Genomic DNA, 18,494 nt, shown 5'->3' with positions numbered 1-18,494 from the left:
AGCGGATGCGGATCCGACCCGTCGGGGCGCACGCCCTGCTACTCGACTGCACCGCCCCCGCCGACATCCCCGAGGCCGAGCTTGTCGAAGCGTGGCGGGCCGAGCTGTGGCGGCGCCGGGAGCACGGCGACCTGATCGCCGTCGAGATCGTGCCGGCGGCCCGGACCGTGCTGCTCGACGGCCTGCCCGACCCGACCACCACCGCCCGGCAGCTGAGCCGGTGGGCGCCCGCCGTCGCCGCCGCAACCACCCACGCTGACGCCAACGACGAAGCCAAAACCCAGGACGACACCGACCGCGGAGCCGACGTGGTCGTACCGGTCACCTTCGACGGGCCCGACCTGCCGGCGGTGGCGGAGCACTGGGGCGTGGACGCGGCGGCGGTGCGGCACCGGTTGACCAGCACCCGCTTCCGGGTCGCCTTCTGCGGCTTCGCCCCCGGCTTCCCCTACCTGACCGGATTGCCCGCCGAGTTGGCGCTGCCCCGGCTGGCCACGCCCCGCCCCCGGGTGCCGGCCGGCTCGGTCGCGCTGGCCGGCCCGTACGCCGGCATCTATCCGGGCGCGTCGCCGGGCGGCTGGCAGCTGGTCGGTCGGACCGACCTGGTGCTGTTCGACGTGACCGCCGACCCGCCGGCCCGACTCGGCCCGGGCCGTACGGTCCGGATGGTGGCGGCGTGACCCACCCGGCCACCATCGAGGTGCTCCGCGCCGGCGCGCTCACCACAGTGCAGGACCTGGGCCGGCCCGGCTGCGCGCACCTGGGCGTACCCCGGTCCGGTGCCCTCGACCCGGCCGCCCTGCGGCTGGCCAACCGACTGGTCGGCAATCCGGAGCACGCGGCCGGCCTGGAGATCACCCTGACCGGTTGCACGCTGCGGCTGACCCGGGCCACCACGGTGGCGGTCACCGGCGCCGAGGTCCCGATCCAGGCGGGCGTTCGGCCCGGTGACACCGGTCGTCCGCTCAGCGTGCCGGCCGGGACGGTGCTGCGGATCGGTCCCGCCCGGCGGGGCGTACGGAGTTGGCTGGCGGTGGCGGGCGGTATCGACGTGTCACCGGTGCTCGGCAGCCGGTCCACCGACACCCTCTCCGGGCTCGGCCCGGCTCCGTTGCGCGACGGCGACCAACTGCCGCTCGGCGAGCCGGTCGACTCACCCGCACCGGTGGACCTGACCGTGAGCCCCACGCCGCCTGAGGAGCTGCGTCTGCTGCTGGGCCCCGGTCCTCGCGAGGACTGGTTCACGCCGATCGCGTTCGACAGGCTCTTCGGCAGCGCGTACACCATCAGCCCGGTGAGCAACCGGGTCGGCGCGCGGCTCGCCGGCGCGGCCCTGCCCCGCGCGGTCGCCGGCGAACTCCCCAGCGAGGGCATCGTGCTCGGCGCGGTGCAGGTGCCCGCCGACGGACAACCCCTGATCTTCCTCGCCGACCACCCGACCACCGGTGGATACCCCGTCATCGGGGTGGTCACCGACGTGACAGCGCTCGCGCAGGCCCGGCCAGGTACTACCGTCAGATTCCATGGACCTCAACGCTGACCTCGGCGAGGGATTCGGCATCTGGCGACTCGGCGACGACGAGGCGCTGCTGAGCCTCGTCACCTCCGCCAACGTCGCCTGCGGCTTCCACGGCGGCGACCCGTCCACCATGCGGCGGGTCTGCGAGGGCGCCGCGCGACGCGGGGTCGCGGTGGGCGCGCAGGTCGGCTACCGCGACCTGGCCGGCTTCGGCCGGCGGCACATCGCGTACGACTTCGCCGAGCTACGCGACGAGGTGACCTACCAGTTGGGGGCGCTGGACGCGTTCTGCCGGCTGTTCCGCACCCGGGTCCGCTACCTGAAGCCGCACGGCGCGCTGTACCACGCGGCCAGCACCGACGAGTCCCAGGCAGCGGCGGTGGTCGCCGCAGTCACCGATTACGACCCCGAGCTGCCCGTGCTCTGCCTGCCCGGCTCGACGCTCGCCCAACTGGCCGTCGGCGCGGGTCTGCCGGTGGTCGCCGAGGCCTTCGCCGACCGCGCCTACCTGCCCAACGGGGCTCTGATGCCGCGCGGCACCCCCGGCGCGGTGATCACCGACCCGGAGCAGGTGGCCGAACGGGCGGCGCGGATGGCCACCGAACGCAGCGTGGTGGCTGTCGACGGCACCGTGATCCCCTGCTCGGTCGACTCGATCTGCGTGCACGGGGACACCCCGGGCGCGGTCTCCGCCGCCGAACTCGTCCGCGCCTCCCTGATCGACGCCGACATCACACTGGCCCCGTTCGCCTGATCGGAGGGGCCCCGGCGGGCCCCTCCGATCACGTCACGCGTCCAGGCCGCGGAGCACGCGTCACGCGTCCAGGCCGCGGAGCACCAGCGGCAGTCGGGTCACGGCGCCGTCGACCACCCGGACCGGTACGCCCCAGTCCTGCCGGGTCAGGTGGCACGCCGCGTGCTCGACGTCCGCGTCACAGGTCGCCGCCTGGGCGGTCACCTGGAGCACCCCTCCGGTGACCTCACCGTTGAGCACCAGCCGGCGGGACAACTCGGTGCCCGTTCCGGCGCCGTCCACCAGCAGCTCCGGCGGGGACGCGGAAACCACCAGGCGGGTCGACGGCCCGTACGTCTCGTCCAGCTTCTGCCCCGGCGCCGGGGTGAAGACGATGTCCAGGGTGACCTCGCCGGCCGCGACGTCGGTCGGCTTGCGCTCGGTGCGGTGCCGGGGCCCGTCCACAGTGCTGGCACCCGCCGCCGACAGGGCACCCGGCGCGAGCCGGGTCAACCGGTGCGCGGCGGACTCCACCACCAGCACCTCACCGGACGGGGTGAGCACCAGGTCGCTCGGCTCCGCCAACCCGTCGGCGACTGTGGAGACCTGGTTGCTGGCCGGGTCGAAGCGGCGCACCGCGCCGTTGTACGTGTCCGCGATCAGCACCGAGCCGTCCGGCAACGCGCACACACCCAGCGGGTGCTGGAGCAGCGCGGTCTCCGCCGGACCGTCCACGTGCCCGAAGTCGAACAGGCCCTGCCCGACGGCGGTGCCCAGTACACCGTTCTCGACGTACCGGATCGAACTGGTCTCGCTGTCGGCCACCCAGAGCCGGGTGCCGTCGGCGGAGACGGAGAGCCCTGACGGCTGGGCCATCCACGCCTCGGCCAGCGGGCCGTCGCGCAGCGCCTCCACGGTGGTGCCGGCGTACATCCCGGCGGTCCGCTTGATCGGGTCGAACCACCAGAGCTGGTGGATACCGGCCATCGCGATGATCAGCTTGTCGTCGTACCAGGCCAGGTCCCACGGCGAGGAGAGGTCGACGGCGAGCGCGTCGTGGGCGTGGTCGTCGACCGAGGCGCGCCACTGCCGCCCACTGCCGGCCACGGTGACCACCTCGCCGGACTCCAGTCGTACGCCGCGCAGCAGGTGGTTGACAGTGTCGGCCACCACCAGGTCGTAACCGGCCACCTCGGCGACGTGCGTGGGCAGCAGGCACACCCCCTGCGGTTCGGAGAACGTCGCCGCGGCGGCAGGGCCGTCCACCCGACCCCGCTCACCCGAGCCGATCCGACGCACCGGCGTCTCGCCGTCCGGGTCGACCTCGACCAGGGAATGCCGGGCCGAGTCCGAGACCAGCAGGTTGCCGTTCGGCAGCAGCAGCGCCTTACCCGGGAAGCGCAGCGCCGTCTCCGGTGGCGGCGGCGGAACGTACGGGCCGTCCCCCCGGTGCAGGGTGCCCTTGGCCTCGTGGGTGGCGACCAACTCGTCGATGAGGCGGGCCAGCCCCTCGGCGTGCCCCTCGCCGGCCATGGTCGCCACCACGTAACCCTCGGGGTCGATCACCGACAGGGTCGGCCAGGCCCGGGCCGCGTACTGCTGCCACATCTCCAGCTCGGGATCGTCGAGTACGGGGTGGTGCACCCCGTACCGCTCCACGGCGGCGGCGAGCGCGTCGGCGTCCTTCTCGTGCTCGAACTTCGGCGAGTGCACGCCGATCACGACGAGCACGTCGCCGTACTTCTCCTCCAACGGGCGCAACTCGTCGAGCACGTGCAGGCAGTTGATACAGCAGAACGTCCAAAAGTCTGCGATGACGATCTTGCCGCGAAGGTCGGCGAGCTTGAGGTCGCGTCCACCGGTGTTCAGCCAGCCCCGACCGCGCAGTTCGGGAGCCCGTACTCGTGCGCTCATGCACCCATCGTGCCTGACCATCGGCCCGCGTCCGGCCGGAGGGGGCGAGATTTGGTGGTGGCCGACACCACCTGCGGGTACGACGACGGCGGAGCCACGGTTGCCCGTGACCCCGCCGTCGGTGGAGCTACTTCGTGGCCGGCTTCAGGCAGAGCACCCGGTTGGTGCCCTCACCCGGCAGCACCACGTGGGGCTGCGTCGTGTCGGTGCACTTCTCCTTGGCGTCGACCTTCGAGACGATCGTGAACGCGCCCGCCTCGCCGCAGTCCGCCGCTGAGGCGCCGCCCTGCCCGGACTGCTTCACGCAGGTGCCGACCGCCGGGTCGAAGGACGGCGCGTCATCCTTGCCGACCTTGCCGAGCAGCAGCAGCAGGCCGAGCGGCACCGCCAGGATGAGCACTGCGGCGATCAGCACCGCAGCCAGCACCCGGCCGTTGCGTACCTTCGGCGTCGGTGCCTCCACCTTCGGCTCGTCGGCGTCCGGCTTGAACGCGTCGAACCGGCCCTGGTCCGTCGGGCCGGCGTCCTGGCCCCAGGACGGCGCGGGGTGCGACGGTGGCGGGAACGACGGCGGGAAGCCGCCGCCCGGCGCCGGCTCGCCGAAGCCCGGCCCGCCGGAGCCCGGCCCGCCGGAGCCCGGGCCACCGAAGTTCGGCGCACCGAAGGTCGCCGTCCCGTTCACGCTGGCGGCACCGGCGGCAGGGGACCCGGGGCCGCCGAACTGGTCCGCCGGTGGCTCGGCGCCGGCGTGCGGCCGGGTGCCGTTCACCGGCCTGTTGTTGCCCGGGGCGTCGACGAAGGACGGCACACCGGGTGGGAACGCCGGCGGTGCCGACGGGGCCTCGTTGAACGCGTTCGGCGCGGGCTGCCGATCGTCGAAGCGCGGATCGGCAGGGGACTCGCCGCCCCAGCCGGGCCCAACCTGCCGCTGCGCGTCGTTCTGCCAGTCCGGGGCGATCTGCCGCTGGCCCTCGTTCTGCCAGTCCGGTGCGGCCTGCCGCTGGCCCTCGTTCTGCCAGTCGGGTGCGGCCTGCCGTGGCGCGTCGTTCTGCCAGTCCGGAGCACCCTGACGGTCGGCGCCCGGGTCGCCCTGGAACGCCTCCGGCTCCGGCTCGGCCTCCGGCTCCGGTCGAGCCGGGCGGCCGTACACCCGGGGTTGCGGGGTGGCCGTGCCGGTCGGACGGATCGCCTGGTCGGTCGGGGGCATCACCCGGCTGGCCAGCGGCACCGAAGCGCTCGCCGTGGCCCGGGCCGCCGCGCCGGCTGCCGATTCGGCGTCCGCCACCGGTACGACCGCGCGGCCCGCTCCGGACTCCGGAGAGGTACGCGGGGCGGGCACCACAGCGCCACTCACTGAGACGTCCTCGGGGCGGCCACCGTACTGGGCGGCGGCGTCCGGGGTCTCCCGCTCGGCGTAGGCGGGCTGCTCGGGGATCGGTGCGAACTGGGCCTGGGGCGCGTAGTCGGCCGGCGGGGCGGCAGCCAGGCTGGCACCCGGGACGCGCTGCTCCTGCGGAGGCAGTGGCACCGCGTTGGCCGGGGAGATGCCCGGCGCGGGCCCGGGCTGGTAGGCGGGTGCCTCTTCGCCCCGGTCCGCCTCCCAGCCCCCACGGGACTGGGCGGAAGCCTCGGCCTCCGCGCGACCCCACACCTCACCGGGCGCCCACGGCTCGACCTCCGGAGTGCCGCCGGAGTTGCCCTGCACGGCATTGTCCGGGCTGGCTGCCCGGTTGGGCGCGCCGCCGCTGGTGGGCACGCTGGCGCTGGCCCGGGCGGGGAGGTTGCTCGGCTCGGCAGGGGTCCACCCCGCCTGCTCCGGCCGCTCGGTCGGCTGCTCGGGTTGGGCGAGCACCCAGTCGGGCTGCTGGGGACGGCTCTCGGCGCCGCCCCAGGCGGCCGGCTGCGCGGGCTGGTCCTGCCGCGCGTCGCTGCCGTCGTTCCACATAGCGGGCTGCGCCTGCTGCTGCTGCGCGGCCCACCCGCCGGAGTTGGCCGGGTCGTCCTGCGCGGGCCAGTTCGTCGTCGGGGCCGGGACCTGGGCGGCGCCACGGGCCGCGTTCGGCTGGGCGGCCTGACCCCAGCCGGGGGCGGGCTGTTCGGTTGCTTCGGCGGGCTGGCCCCAGGCCGGCGGCGACTGCTCCGCCGGCGTCCACACCGGCTGGTCGTCCTGGGCGGCGCCGCTGGCGGGCCAGCCGCCGTTGCCGGCGGCCTGGTCCTGCTGCGCGCCGCCGGACCAGCCGGCGGCCTGCGGTGCGTCGGACTGCGGAGACTCGGCCCCGCGCCAGTCAGCGGCGGGCGGGTTGGCCTGCGCCGCGCCGCCCCAGCCGCTGGCCGGGTCCTCCTGGGCGGGCCAGGCGGCGGTGGCCGGGGGAACCTGCGCGGCGCCCCGCGCGGCCGGCTGGGCCTGCACCCAGTCCGGCTGCTCGGCAGGGGCGTTCGGGGTCCAGGTCGGCGTGGGCGGGCTCTGCTCGGCGGGCGTCCAGCCCTGCTGCTGAGCGGCCCAGGGGTCGGGCTGCGCCGGAGCCGGCGCGCCATCGTTGCCGGGCCACGCGCCGGGCTGCTGCTGCGGCGGCTCGCTCGCGCCACCGCCCGCGGCCCAGGCGGGCTGCGCCGGGTCGTTGGGCTGCGGAGCGGCGGCGGCACCCCAGGCGGGGGCCGGCGGCTGCTCGGACTGGGTCGCCCATGCCGGCGTCGACGGGTTGGGCCGCGTCGGGGGCGGGGGTGCCCAGCCCAGGTCGGGGCCGGCGGCGTTCTGGCCGTTGTCCGGCTGCGCCGGGCGGTCGCCGTACGGCGCCGGTCCGCCGGCGCCCGGTGACACCTCGTCCGGCTCTTGGCCGGGGCGGTGCGGGCCCTCGGACGTCATGGGTGCGCCTCCTCCATCACATGTCGGCTCGCCGGCGCCGATCGGTCTCCTCGGCGTGGCTGCCGGCGTCACCGGCGTACCGCTGTGCCGGCTCCCCGCACGGTATCGGGTGTTGGCACGACACGTCCAAGGAGCACTGGCCGTCACTCACCGTGTCCGGTTGGTGTCGAGCAGCTTCTGTCGGCTCGGCCTCTGCCGGGTCGGCGGGCGGCGACCGAAGCCCACCGTACCGGGCGCTGCGGCAGGGCGGAATCCCGGTGGTGGGTGGCTGGGAAACGCCGATGGCCCACCCGGTGGGCCGGGTGGGCCATCGATCTGGAGGAGATGAGGAATGTCGTGGAGCGTCAGCTCATGTGACGCTGGGCGATGACGAGGATCTCCTCGCGAACTGCCGGCGAGTTCGCCGAGCGCAGCGCGTGCTCGATGGCACGGGCGCGGCGGGTGGCGTCGCGGTGGTTGCGGATTCGCTCGATCATGCTCATTGGTGGGTCCCCCTAGCTATTCGGTTGTCAGCCCCTGATGTGTCTATTCAACAGCAGAAGCCGGCGAAATTCCATCGATTATTAGGTGAGCTGGGACACCCGCCTAACAATCAAAGGTCAAGAGGCTCCCTGACCCACGGTTCCGTCGCCCAACGGACACGGCCGGTGTGCCGGGCGTTAACCCGTGGCACACCGGCCGTGGCTGGCGTTTCGAACGATCAGGTCCAGGCGAGCAGGGCCGCCTCCGGATCGGTGAGGAAGTCGCCGATGTCCCGCAGGAACTTCGAGCCCAGCTCACCGTCGATGATCCGGTGATCGAAGCTCAGCCCCAGCGTGGTGACCTGGCGAACCTTGACCTTGCCCTTGTGCACCCAGGGCATTTCCCGCACCGCGCCGAAGGCCAGGATCGCGGACTCACCCGGCGGCAGGATCGGTGTGCCGGTGTCCACCCCGAACACCCCGACGTTGGTGATGGTCAGGGTGCCGCCGGACATCGCCGCCGGCGACGTGCGACCGGACTTCGCCGTCTGTACCAGGTCGGTCAGGGCGTCCGCCAACTCCCGCAGCGAGAGCCGGCCGGCGTCCTTGACGTTCGGCACGATCAGACCGCGCTCGGTGGCTGCCGCGATGCCGAGGTTGACGTACTCCTTGACCACGATCTCGTCGCCCGCCCAGGTCGAGTTGACCATCGGGTGCCGTTGCACCGCCAGCAGCACCGCCTTCGCCACCAGCAGCAGCGGCGAGACCCGTACGTCCCTCCACTCCCGCCGGCCACGCAGCCGGTCCAGGGCCTTCATCGCCCGGGTCACGTCGACGGTCAGGAACTCCGTCACGTGCGGGGCGGTGAACGCCGAGCGGGACATGTTCTCGGCGGTGAGCTTGCGGACCCCCTTGACCGGGATGCGCTGCTCCCGGTCGGCGCCGAAGCTGGGCGCGGTCGTCGCCGCGATCGGCTCGGCAACCACAGTGCTCGCGCCGTTCGCCGCCTGCTGCACGTCCTCCCGGGTGATCGAGCCGAGCGGTCCCGACCCGGTCAGCGTGCCGAGGTCGACCCCGAGATCCTTGGCGAGCTTGCGCACCGGAGGCTTGGCCAGTACCAGCCCGCCGCTCGCCCCGCCGCCCGCCCCGCCGCGTCGATCATGGACTTGTGGTGCCGGAATCATGGCGGTTGGGGCTGGTTCGTCACCCACCACAACTCCATGATCGACCCCAGCGGGGGTGACGGGAGCTGACACGGCCTGCGCGGGGACTGCGCCCTTGCGGGGGCGGCGCTTCGCGGCGGTCGTCCGCGGGCCGTAGCCGACCAGCACCGCGGTGCGCCCACCCGGGGCCGCACCGCCGATCAGGCCGGGCTCGATCATCCCCTCGGCCGGTGCCACCTCCACCGCCGCCAGCGAGGCCGCCGACGGGGTGGGCAGGTCACCGCTGGGCGTGGCAGTGGTCGACGGCGCCTCCAACGGGCCGGCGCCCGGATCGGTGTCGATCGCGATGATCGGCGTACCGACCTCGACAGTGGTGCCCTCCGGGTGGTGGATCGCCTGCACCTGCCCGGCCCACTTCGCCGGGATCTCCACTGCCGCCTTGGCCGTCTCCACCTCGACGATCGGCTGGTTCAGCTCGATGGTGTCGCCGACCTTGACCAGCCAGGCCAGGATCTCGCCCTCGGTCAGCCCTTCGCCCAGGTCGGGCAGGTTGAACGTCTTGATCCGGGACATGTCGCTCACCAGCCGAAGGTGCGGTCGACGGCGTCGAGCACCCGGTCGAGGTCGGGCAGGTACTCCTCCTCCACCCGGGAGGCCGGGTAGGGGGTGTCGAAGCCGGTCACCCGCAGCACGGGCGACTCCAGGGAGTAGAAGCACTCCTCGGTGATCCGGGCGGCCAACTCGGCGCCGAGGCCGATGTTGGACGGCGCCTCGTGCACGACGACCACGCGGCCGGTGCGCTTCACCGACTCGTACGCCGCTGTCAGGTCCAGCGGCGAGAGCGAGCGCAGGTCGATGACCTCCAGCTCCCGGCCGTCCTCGGCGGCGGCGGTCGCCGCCTCGAGGCAGGTCCGCACCATCGGGCCGTAGGCCAGCACGGTGACGTCGGTGCCGGGCCGCACGACCCGGGCCGAGTGCAGGGGGTACGCGTCGGACAGCGGCGCGTCCAGGTCGACCTGGCCCTTCTCCCAGTAGCGCCGCTTGGGCTCCAGGAAGACGATCGGGTCGTCCGAGTAGATGGCCTGCTGGATCATCACGTACGCGTCCTGCGGGTTGGCGCAGGTCACCACCTTCAGGCCGGCGGTGTGCGCGAAGTACGCCTCCGGCGACTCGGAGTGGTGCTCGACCGCGCCGATGCCGCCGCCGAACGGGATCCGGATCACCATGGGGATGCTCAGCCTGCCGCCCGAGCGGTAGTGCATCTTCGCCACCTGCGACACGATCTGGTCGTACGCGGGGTAGACGAAGCCGTCGAACTGGATCTCGCAGACCGGTCGGTAGCCGCGGATGGCCAGACCGACAGCGGTGCCGATGATGCCGGACTCGGCCAACGGGGTGTCGATCACCCGCTGGTCGCCGAAGTCCTTCTGGAGACCGTCGGTGATCCGGAAGACGCCGCCGAGCTTGCCGACGTCCTCGCCCATGATGATGACCTTGGGGTCGTTCTCCAGGGCGCGGCGCAGACCGGTGTTGAGGGCCTTGCCGATGGTGAGCGTCTCCGTGGCCATCAGTGGGCGCTCCCCTCGAACGACTCCATGTAGCGGCTGAACTTCGCGCGCTGCTCGTCGAGCAGCGGAGACCCGTTGGGGTAGACGTTGTCGAACATCGTCACCGGCTCCGGGTTCGGCATCTCGAGCACCCGCTCGCGCAGGTGCACCGACTCACGGCGGGCCTGCTCGTCGACCTCGGCGAAGAAGCCCGCGTCGGCGATCTGCTGCTTCTCCAGGAAGGCCTTGACCCGGGCGATCGGGTCCTTGGCCTGCCACGCCTCGACCTCGCTGGCGATGCGGTAGCGGGTTGGGTCGTCGGAGGTGGTGTGCGCGCCCATCCGGTAGGTGTATGCCTCGATGAGGCTCGGCCCCTGGCCGAGGCGGGCGTTGTCCAGTGCGGTGCGGGTGACGGCGTACGTCGCGAGGACGTCGTTGCCGTCCACCCGTACGCCGGGGAAGCCGAAGCCGGCGGCCCGCTGGTAGAGCGGGACCCGGGTCTGCCGCTCCAGCGGCTCGGAGATCGCGTACTGGTTGTTCTGGCAGAAGAAGACCAGCGGCGCGTTGAACACGCTGGCCCAGACGAACGCCTCGTTCACGTCGCCCTGGCTGGTGGCGCCGTCGCCGAAGTAGGCGATCGCCGCCTCGCCGTCGTCGGTGCCGGTCTTGCCGTCGATGGTGATGCCCATCGCGTAGCCGGTCGCGTGCAGGGTCTGCGCGCCGATGACGATCGTGTACATGTTGAACTTGAACTCGTTCGGGTCCCAGCCGCCCTGGTCGACACCGCGGAACAGGCCGAGCGGCATGATCGGGTCGATGCCCCGGCAGTAGAGGACGCCGTGCTCCCGGTAGGTCGGGAAGGCCATGTCCTGGGTACGCAGCGCCCGGCCGGAGCCGACCTGGGCGGCTTCCTGGCCGAGCAGGCTGGCCCAGAGGCCAAGCTCGCCCTGGCGCTGGAGAGCGGTCGCCTCGGCGTCCAGCTTCCGGACCAGCACCAGGTCGCGGTAGAGACCGCGGTATTCCTCGTCGGTGAAGTCGACGCGGTACTCGGTGCCGTCCGGCCCGGTGGCGCTGTCGATCCGCTCGCCTTCGGGGGTGAGCAGCTGCACCAGCGCGGGGTCGCCGGCCGCGCCCTTCTTGGAGCGGGGTGCGGCCCGCCTGCCGCGGGTGGTGCCCCCGGGGTCGCCCTTTGCCATCGGTCTCTCCCTGTCGTGTCTGCGTCGGCACCGGGGGGTCACCCGGCCGCGCAACTCGTGCGCCTGCCCGGCTGCTGCCGGACCGGTTCCTGGCGGCCGCGCCTAGCCCCGGTGGGGGTTGCCGCACGGCGTGATCCGGGTTCTGGCCGAACCCGGATCGGGAGCGCCGGCGTTCAACCGCGCCTGCCGCGAGGGTGCGCGGAGGTCACGGCTGCGTTGCCGTCGTGCTCCATATTCGCAGAGCAGGTGAGCGCGCCCACAGTACGCCTGCCCCCGCGCTTCGACCGCCCCTGCTTTGACGCCGTTTGTCGCCATCATGCCGGCCCGCGTTTCCCATGCGTTGCGGCACGATTCGTCACCGTTCGGCCAGCACTGCGTGTCGACACGCGGTGGAGGTTGGCTGACGCACCGTGACTACGCCAGGCTGATTCCCGCAGGATCGCGCCTATCGGGTTAATTGTCGGGTTTTTGCCCCCGCCGGCGTCCATCCCTGTCCTCCGACGGTCGACGACAAGGGGTGTGCGGTGTACGAGCCAGGTGACGGTCCCGGCACGCCAGCGCTTGGCCGACACCGGTCAGCAGGCGGCTATCGCCGGATGGTCGGCGTTCACCGTGCCCCCGGCGCTGGTAGCCCGACCCGGGGCTACCTGCTCACCGTCGCGCTGCTGGCCGGCACCGCGTCGATGCCCATCCTCGCGGCGATCAGCGCCGGCTCGGCCACCCCGGGCAGCACCGCCCTCCCGGACAGCAGCACTCCGTTCATGCCGACCCCGTCCGTCGGGCCGGTGGTGATCCCGCTGCCGATGACCAGCCAACCGCCGCTTTCGCCGCTCGGCACACCCAGCGTCGGCCCCACCAGCGGCTGGCTGCCGGCCGCCCCGTCGCGTCCACGGGAAGGGCCCGCCGCTGCCGATCCCGGGCCCGCCCGGTGGACGACAGCCCCGCCGGTCGCACCGAAACCCACGCGGAGCACCTCGCCGCCGGTACCCCCGCCCGTCGTTCCGCCACCGTCGACCGGCCCCGACCCGACCGATCCGCCGGACCCGGACCCGACCGACCCCGACCCGACCGACTCGCCGGACCCGGACCCCACCGACCCGGACCCGGACCCGGACCCCACCGACCCGGACCCCACCGACCCGGACCCGACCGGCTCGGCCGATCCCGATCCGACGCCGACCCTGACGGTGGACCCGACGCCCTCACTGGACCCGACGCTGGGGCCGACACCCACGCCGACCGACGATGCGACAGCGACCGCCGTGCCGACCAGCACCCGGTCCGTGCCGGCCCCCACACCCACGCCGCCCGCTGTACCGACCCGCCGACCCAGACCGGCGATCCCGTCGCCGTCGGCCGTCGCCTGGCCGCCCAGCGTCAGCCCGCTGCCGCTGGCCGGACCGACGCACCCGGCGGTGTCACCGGCGGTACGGTGACGATCAGGCGCGGCCCGTCCGGCGCCGGCGGTGTTCGGCGGTAGGCGCGTACCGGAGGGGGTGGCGTGGGCGGCGGTGCGGAACTCCGCCCGGTCACCACCCGACCTGGTCCGGGGCTGCGGATCGCCCGGCTCGTCACCGAGGTGACCGCCCCGGCGGTGCTCGTGTCGCTGCTGATCCTCACCGTGAGCTGGCACAGCGCCCGCCGCCCCGGTCAGGGCCTCGTCTGGGGTCTGCTCGCCACTCTCTTCGTCACCGGCATTCCGTTCGCCTACATCGTCGGCGGGGTACGCCGTGGTCGGCTCACCGACCACCACGTCGGCCGTCGGGAGCAGCGCCGGGCACCGCTGCTGGTCGGCCTCGGCTCGGTCGCGGCGGGGCTCGCCCTGCTGGCCGTGTTCGGCGCGCCCCGCCCGGTGCTGGCGCTGGCGGTGGCGGGCCTCGTCGGCCTCGTCGTCGCCGTGTCGGTCAGCCACTGGTGGAAGATGTCGATCCACTCGGCGGTGGCCGCCGGCACGCTGGTCATCCTGATGCTGACCTTCGGGACGTGGCTGCTCGTCACCGCCCCGCTGCTGGCGGTGGTCGGCTGGTCCCGGGTACGGCTGAGAGACCACACGGTGGCGCAGGTGCTGGCCGGAGGAGCGCTCGGCGCCCTGGTCGCCGCTGTGGTCTTCGGCCCGCTGCGCTAGCCGGCTCAGGCCCGCTGCGCTAGCCGGCTCAGGCCGCTGCGCTGGCTGGCCCGAGGCGGGCGGCGCGTTGGGCCGTGTCCCGAGGGTGGGCGCGGCGCGGAGCCCGCCCACCCTCGGACGCGGTCAGGCGCCGTCGTCGGCGAGGCGGTGCCGGTTCGCCTCGATCCACGCGTCCAGTGCGGCCGGGTCGTCCGGGTCCACCCCGTCGGCCATCAGCTGCGCCACCGCGGCGGTGGCCGCGCTGCGCCGCTCACCGGTCGAGTAGAGGCGGGCGAACTCCGGCACCATCTCCTCGATCGCCTCGTCGGTGCGGGTCGTCGCCGCCTCAGGCAGCCCGCGCTGGCGTGACGCGTACCGCGCCCAGGCCCGCAGCACCCGGGGCAGCATCGCCGCGTCGTCCATGTCCAGCACGGCCCGGCGGTGCACCCAGTCGAGCAGGAAGAGCCCGGACACCGCAGGGCTCCAGCGCATCGGATCGGCGTCCGGGAAGCTCGCCGAGTGGTCCAGCAGCAGGCTCAGGCAGAAGTGCAGGGATGCCAACTCGGGGCCGTCGACGGCGTCCAGCCCGAAGCGGACGGCCTCCGGCGCGGCGAGGAACCGGCGGACCAGGTCGGTGCGCTCGGCCGCGGAGAGCGGCTCGACCTCCGCCGGACCGGTCGGGTCGGCCGCGGTGGGCAGCATCGCGAGCCGGGCACCGACCAACGCCCGGTCGGTGGCGAGTGACCCCTCGCCGGGCAACTCGCCCAGGTCGTCGGTGACGGCCAGGTGGCGAGCCACCTCACCCCGGAGTCGGGCCGGATCTTCGGTCCGGAACCAGGTCAGCTCGTCGTCGGCGCACATCTGCCGGACCTGGTCCAGGATCCGTTCGGCCGGCCCGCCGACGAAGATGTCCTTGGTGATCCCGATGTTGTGGTCCACCAGGGCCACCAGCGCGTGCTCCGAGCCGCCGGATTCGTCGTCGTAGGCGAAGGTCGCGAGGTATGAGGTCTGGTCGCCGTACACGTCGCCGTACGCCCAGGTGCCGGTGAGGTGCACCCGGCCGAGCTGGGCCGTCCAGGTGGGCGCCTGGCTGCCCGGACGCACCCGCTCGGTGCCCTCGGCGGTCGGGACGAGCGTGGCGAAGACCTGCCGGATGGTGGTCGCCGCCGCTACCCTGCGGCGGGTGGTGGCGGCGAGGAAGCCGGTGACGAACTCCCGTACGGCGGCGTCGCGGTCGGTCTCCGCGATCGCGTAGACACTGCCCAGCAGGGCGCTGCCGAGCATCTCGGCGTCGAGGGCGGACTCCAGCTTGGTCACGTCGCGTGCGGCGTGCAGCACCGCGTCGTAGGGGGTCTGAGGCGTGGCCATGCTCCGACCCTACGCCGCCCGAGGCGTACGCAGAGCGGTAGCGAGCCGTGCGGAGCGTCAGCGGCGTGCGGCGTCCCGCAGCGCATCTCGTGCCTGCGCGTACGAGCCGAGCACGATCCGTACCGGTGTCAGCACGTACTCGTCGCCCACCTGGGCGACCCGCGCCGTCAGCCGCTGGTCGGCGCGGGCCCGGGCACGCCGGGCGGCCCAGCGCACCACCGGGCGGGTCAGCGCCGCCACCAGCAGGCCGGCCAGCAGGCCGCCGAGCAGCAGCACTGTCGGCAGCGGCACCTGGCCGACCATCGGGTTGTCCAGCGCGGGCAGGCCGAGCGCCCGCAGCGCGTAGCCGAGCACCAGCCAGCCCAGCCCGACCACTGCGGCGAGGGTGACCAACCACTGCACACCGCCGACGAGCCGCCACCACACCGGTCGGCGGTCGAGGCCGAGGTCGGTGCCGGCGATCGTGCGGTCCAGGGCGTCCGGCAGGTCGCCGAGGCGGGACCGGGCGGCGGAGGTCACCGCGCCGGGCCAGGCGGCGGGCAGGTCGGCGGCGGCCCGGTCGGCCACCGCGCGGATGGCGAGGCCGAGCGCCGAGCGCTGGGCGGCCGTCGGGTCCGGTACCGAGGTGGCCGCGACCAGACTCTCCGCCGGGTCGGCCTGGTCGCCGGCCGGGCCGGGCAGGTGCAGCCGACGCAGCGGGTCGGGTCGCAACCGCCGCCAGCCCCGGACCACGGGCCAGCCGGTGGCCGCGCCGGCCCGGTGCCGGTACGCCCGCTCGACGGCCTCGGTCACCGCGGGCACCCCGGCCGCCCCGGCCAACGCCCGGTTCAGCCCGTTGATGGCGGCGTCGTCAGGCCCACCCGCCGGCCGGGCCGAGCCGACCAGTTCGTCCAGGCCGGCGACGACAGTGTCGACGTCACCCGCGAGTCGACGCAACGCGGCCTGCCGCTCGGCGACAGTGCGCTCCAGGGCGTCGCGCAGCCCGACCATCCCGGCTGGATCGAGGGCGGTGGTGGCCAGCAGGGGCACACCGGTCAGCCCGTCCGTGTCGAGCAGCCGACGCAGGTCGTCGAGGACCCGGGGCACCTCGACCGGGGGCAGCCGGTCGGCCTGGTTGAGCACGACCAGTGTGACGTCGCGGTGCCTGTGGAACTCGCGCAGGTAGCTGTCGTGGATGACCCGGTCGGCGTACTTCTGCGGGTCGACCACCCAGACCACCTGGTCGACCAGGCCGAGGAGTCGGTCCACCTCGAGCCGGTGGGATCGCTGCACCGAGTCGAAGTCGGGCAGGTCGAGCAGGATCAGCCCGTGCAGGGCGGTCTCGTCGTCCGCGTCCAGGGCGCTCTCCCGGACGAAACGGTGTCGGGGCAGTACGCCGATCCAGTCGAGCAGATGGTTGGCGCCCTCCAACGGCCCCCACACGCAGGCGTGGGTGACGCCGGTGGTCGGTCGGCGGACCCCGACCGGCGACAGCTCCAGTTGGGCCAGCGCGTTGAAGAGGCTGGACTTGCCGCTGCCGGTGGCACCGGCCAGGGCGACCACCGTGTGGTCCCGGGACAGCGCGAGCCGGGTGCCGGCCCGCTCGACAAGGGTGTGCGCGGGCACCAGGTCGGAGTCCGGCAGCAGACCGTCCACGGCGGTCAGGAACCGGCGGACCGCGTCCAGTCGGGCGATCAGCGCGTCGGCGTCGACCCGCTGGTCCCCACGGAACGCCTCGCGGACCCGGCCGGCGATGTTGCTCACCGGAAACCCTCCTCGTCGCGGGCTGACAGGCCACTGCGATGCCGGGCCAGTTCGACCCGGCCGGCGGCCCGGCGCAGCCCGTCGCCGGCGTCCGCGGCGGGGCGGGCGTCGGCGGTGCGGCTCAGGAAGCGGTCGGCCTCCACGTCGAGCAGCGTGCGTACCCGGGCCAGCAGGTCGGTGCGGGCCTTGGCGGCGAGGGTACGCACCGCCTGGTCGCCGAAGATCGCCTGGAGGACGGCCTGCGCGGCGACAGTGGTCCCGGCCCCGGTGGCCAACTCCAGCCCGGTCGGGATGAACGCGGTGGAGGCGAAGACGGCGATCATCACGGCCAGCCCGGTGGCGTTCACCGCGTACGCGGCGGTGCGGGCCACGAACCGTTTGTCGCCGCCCTCGACCCGGACCAGTTCCAGCACTCCCCGCTGCCAGTCCCGGACCATGCGCTCGGCACGCTCGGGTAGATCGGCGCTCGGGTGCGCAAGTGCCGGGTCGAGCAGCCCGGCGCCGGCCGGGTGTGCCTTCCACCCGGTGTACGCGGACTCGGCGGCCTCCGAGGCCACCCCGCGCAGCAACGTCACCAGCTGGGACTCGATGGCGTTGCGCAGCTCGACGGCCGGTGCCGGCCGGCCGGTGACGGCAGCCACGACCCGGTCCCGGAGGCGGCCGATCCGTGCCTCCAGCGTGCGGAACAGCTCACCGGTGCCGACGAACTCCTGCCAGCGGGCGAGCACCTCACCGCGGAGCAGCCGGCCGTCCTGGAGCCCCTGCTCGACGGTGCGCTCGGCACCCCGGTACGCGGCCCGGACCCGTTCGTCCAGCCCGTCGGCGGCGGCGAGCTGCTCGTCGGCGGCGTCGGCCAGATCCTCCACTGCGGGGTGGAGCGCGGCCAGCGCCCCGTCGAGGGTCTGGCGGACCACCGCAGCCCGGGCGTCCACGTCGGCGGCCAACCGGGCGAACCAGTCGGCCAGCGGTGCTGTCACCCCCTCGGGCAGCAGCCCCTGGCCGTCAACCCAGGTCTCGGGCAACACGAACAGCGGCGCCCGGCCGAGGTCCTGCTCGGCGAGCATCTCGGTCAGGTGCGCGGCGATCTCGTCGGTGGCCTCGGCGGGCACCCGGTCCAGCACCATGGCGATCACCGCGCCGCGCGCCCGGGCGCTGCGCAGCAGCTCCCAGGGCACCGCGTCGGCGTACCGGGCGGCGGTGGTGACGAAGAGCCACAGGTCGGCGGCGGCCAGCAGTTGGGTGGCGAGCGCCCGGTTGGCGTCGACGACCGAGTCGATGTCGGGCGCGTCGAGGAAGGCCAGCCCGGCGGGCAGGGCCGGGGCGGTGACGAGGTGCAGGGCGCGCGGATCGTCGCTCGGCTCGGTGGTGCGGGTCAGCCCGGGCAGGAGGTCACCCTGCCGGAACCAGGCCGCGTCGGACGGGTTGCAGACCAGCACCGGGGAGCGGGTGGTCGGCCGGAGCACGCCGGCCGCGCTGACCCGGGCCTTGACCAGGCTGTTGACAAGGGTTGACTTGCCGGCGCCTGTGGAGCCGCCGACCACCACGAGCAGTGGGGCGTCCAGCCGGGCGAGCCGGGGCAGCAGGTAGTCGTCGAGCTGGTCGGTGAGGGAGGTGGTGGTGTGCCGGGCGGAGGCGGCAGAGGGCAGCGCGAGGGGATACCGGGTCGCGCCGATCGCCTCCCGGAGGCCCGTCAGGGCGCCGGGGAGGCTGTCGTCCCCGGTGGTGGCGGGCGGCTCCTCCGCGGCGTCCGGCGGGTCGGTGCGGGCTGCGACGGCGGGCGCACCGGAACGGGTGGCGGGATCGCCGTGCGTCGTCACCGCTAAAGCGTGCCCGACCGATGCAAGGGAAGACAACCGGACGGTAATAACGGCTGGGTTGCGTCG

General features: G+C 74.0%; 14 protein-coding genes. 5 read left to right on the top strand and 9 right to left on the bottom strand.

Annotated elements, in window-relative coordinates; all coding sequences use genetic code 11:
* The first annotated feature begins 5 nt into the window (after positions 1–5).
* The 3 genes from OH804_RS27565 to OH804_RS27555 are packed head-to-tail and all read left to right on the top strand — an operon-like array spanning position 6 to position 2,273.
* Positions 6–680: an allophanate hydrolase subunit 1 gene (locus OH804_RS27565; protein ID WP_406060436.1), complete on the top strand. Its 675-nt coding sequence runs from the start codon at positions 6–8 to the stop codon at positions 678–680.
* Positions 578–1,540 carry a biotin-dependent carboxyltransferase family protein gene (locus OH804_RS27560; protein ID WP_372433035.1) on the top strand — a complete coding sequence of 321 codons (963 nt, stop codon included), beginning with the start codon at positions 578–580 and terminating at the stop codon, positions 1,538–1,540. Before OH804_RS27565 ends, OH804_RS27560 begins: the two co-directional genes overlap by 103 nt.
* On the top strand, positions 1,524–2,273 hold the full coding sequence (locus OH804_RS27555) for a LamB/YcsF family protein (protein ID WP_196920459.1): 750 nt from the start codon (positions 1,524–1,526) through the stop codon (positions 2,271–2,273). Before OH804_RS27560 ends, OH804_RS27555 begins: the two co-directional genes overlap by 17 nt.
* 60 nt (positions 2,274–2,333) lie before the next feature.
* Here the strand turns inward: OH804_RS27555 and OH804_RS27550 are convergent, their stop codons facing one another.
* The 6 genes from OH804_RS27550 to pdhA form a co-directional block, all read right to left on the bottom strand.
* Positions 2,334–4,166 (bottom strand): NHL domain-containing thioredoxin family protein, encoded by a 1,833-nt coding sequence (locus OH804_RS27550; protein ID WP_406060434.1) that lies wholly within the window; start codon positions 4,164–4,166, stop codon positions 2,334–2,336.
* A gap of 127 nt (positions 4,167–4,293) precedes the next feature.
* On the bottom strand, positions 4,294–7,029 hold the full coding sequence (locus OH804_RS27545) for a hypothetical protein (RefSeq protein WP_406060432.1): 2,736 nt from the start codon (positions 7,027–7,029) through the stop codon (positions 4,294–4,296).
* 344 nt (positions 7,030–7,373) lie between these two features.
* Positions 7,374–7,511 carry a hypothetical protein gene (locus OH804_RS27540; RefSeq protein ID WP_165435866.1) on the bottom strand — a complete coding sequence of 46 codons (138 nt, stop codon included), beginning with the start codon at positions 7,509–7,511 and terminating at the stop codon, positions 7,374–7,376.
* Between the two features lie 218 nt (positions 7,512–7,729).
* A complete protein-coding gene (locus OH804_RS27535; protein WP_406066690.1) occupies positions 7,730–9,226 on the bottom strand; it encodes a dihydrolipoamide acetyltransferase family protein in 1,497 nt (498 codons plus the stop codon).
* A gap of 5 nt (positions 9,227–9,231) precedes the next feature.
* A complete protein-coding gene (locus OH804_RS27530) occupies positions 9,232–10,221 on the bottom strand; it encodes an alpha-ketoacid dehydrogenase subunit beta (protein ID WP_406060430.1) in 990 nt (329 codons plus the stop codon).
* The gene (gene pdhA, locus OH804_RS27525; protein ID WP_196920463.1) at positions 10,221–11,396 is read right to left on the bottom strand and encodes a pyruvate dehydrogenase (acetyl-transferring) E1 component subunit alpha; all 1,176 of its coding nucleotides are present in this window, start codon (positions 11,394–11,396) and stop codon (positions 10,221–10,223) included. The genes OH804_RS27530 and pdhA overlap by 1 nt, the downstream gene beginning before the upstream one ends.
* A 596-nt stretch (positions 11,397–11,992) precedes the next feature.
* Between pdhA and OH804_RS27520 the strand changes: the two genes are divergently transcribed.
* Together OH804_RS27520 and OH804_RS27515 are read left to right on the top strand one after the other, a co-directional pair.
* A complete protein-coding gene (locus tag OH804_RS27520) occupies positions 11,993–12,832 on the top strand; it encodes a hypothetical protein (RefSeq protein ID WP_406060428.1) in 840 nt (279 codons plus the stop codon).
* A 65-nt stretch (positions 12,833–12,897) separates the two neighbouring features.
* Entirely contained in the window at positions 12,898–13,521 is a 624-nt protein-coding gene (locus OH804_RS27515) for a phosphatase PAP2 family protein (RefSeq protein ID WP_196920465.1), read from the top strand.
* A 123-nt stretch (positions 13,522–13,644) separates the two neighbouring features.
* Here the strand turns inward: OH804_RS27515 and OH804_RS27510 are convergent, their stop codons facing one another.
* From OH804_RS27510 to OH804_RS27500, 3 genes are read right to left on the bottom strand one after another with little or no spacing between them, the layout of a single operon-like run.
* Positions 13,645–14,868, bottom strand: a complete 1,224-nt coding sequence (locus OH804_RS27510) for a hypothetical protein (protein WP_196920466.1) — start codon at positions 14,866–14,868, stop codon at positions 13,645–13,647.
* Positions 14,869–14,925: 57 nt separating this feature from the next.
* Positions 14,926–16,611: a GTPase gene (locus OH804_RS27505; RefSeq protein WP_406060425.1), complete on the bottom strand. Its 1,686-nt coding sequence runs from the start codon at positions 16,609–16,611 to the stop codon at positions 14,926–14,928.
* Positions 16,608–18,428 (bottom strand): ABC transporter, encoded by a 1,821-nt coding sequence (locus OH804_RS27500; RefSeq protein WP_406060423.1) that lies wholly within the window; start codon positions 18,426–18,428, stop codon positions 16,608–16,610. The genes OH804_RS27505 and OH804_RS27500 overlap by 4 nt, the downstream gene beginning before the upstream one ends.
* Between the last annotated feature and the right edge of the window lie 66 nt (positions 18,429–18,494).

Source organism: Micromonospora sp. NBC_00860, assembly GCF_045207375.1.
Classification (GTDB): domain Bacteria; phylum Actinomycetota; class Actinomycetes; order Mycobacteriales; family Micromonosporaceae; genus Micromonospora; species Micromonospora vinacea.
Note: the sequence above shows the minus strand (reverse complement) of the source record. Positions and strands in the feature narration are given on the sequence as shown.

Bases quoted from the DNA above. Each gene is read 5' to 3' on its own strand.
- OH804_RS27565 (WP_406060436.1), top strand. From the start codon at position 6: ATGCGGATCCGACCCGTCGGGGCGCACGCCCTGCTACTCGACTGCACC.
- OH804_RS27555 (WP_196920459.1), top strand. From the start codon at position 1,524: ATGGACCTCAACGCTGACCTCGGCGAGGGATTCGGCATCTGGCGACTC.
- OH804_RS27550 (WP_406060434.1), bottom strand. From the start codon at position 4,166: ATGAGCGCACGAGTACGGGCTCCCGAACTGCGCGGTCGGGGCTGGCTG.
- OH804_RS27545 (WP_406060432.1), bottom strand. From the start codon at position 7,029: ATGACGTCCGAGGGCCCGCACCGCCCCGGCCAAGAGCCGGACGAGGTG.
- OH804_RS27540 (WP_165435866.1), bottom strand. From the start codon at position 7,511: ATGAGCATGATCGAGCGAATCCGCAACCACCGCGACGCCACCCGCCGC.
- OH804_RS27535 (WP_406066690.1), bottom strand. From the start codon at position 9,226: ATGTCCCGGATCAAGACGTTCAACCTGCCCGACCTGGGCGAAGGGCTG.
- OH804_RS27530 (WP_406060430.1), bottom strand. From the start codon at position 10,221: ATGGCCACGGAGACGCTCACCATCGGCAAGGCCCTCAACACCGGTCTG.
- pdhA (WP_196920463.1), bottom strand. From the start codon at position 11,396: ATGGCAAAGGGCGACCCCGGGGGCACCACCCGCGGCAGGCGGGCCGCA.
- OH804_RS27520 (WP_406060428.1), top strand. From the start codon at position 11,993: ATGGTCGGCGTTCACCGTGCCCCCGGCGCTGGTAGCCCGACCCGGGGC.
- OH804_RS27510 (WP_196920466.1), bottom strand. From the start codon at position 14,868: ATGGCCACGCCTCAGACCCCCTACGACGCGGTGCTGCACGCCGCACGC.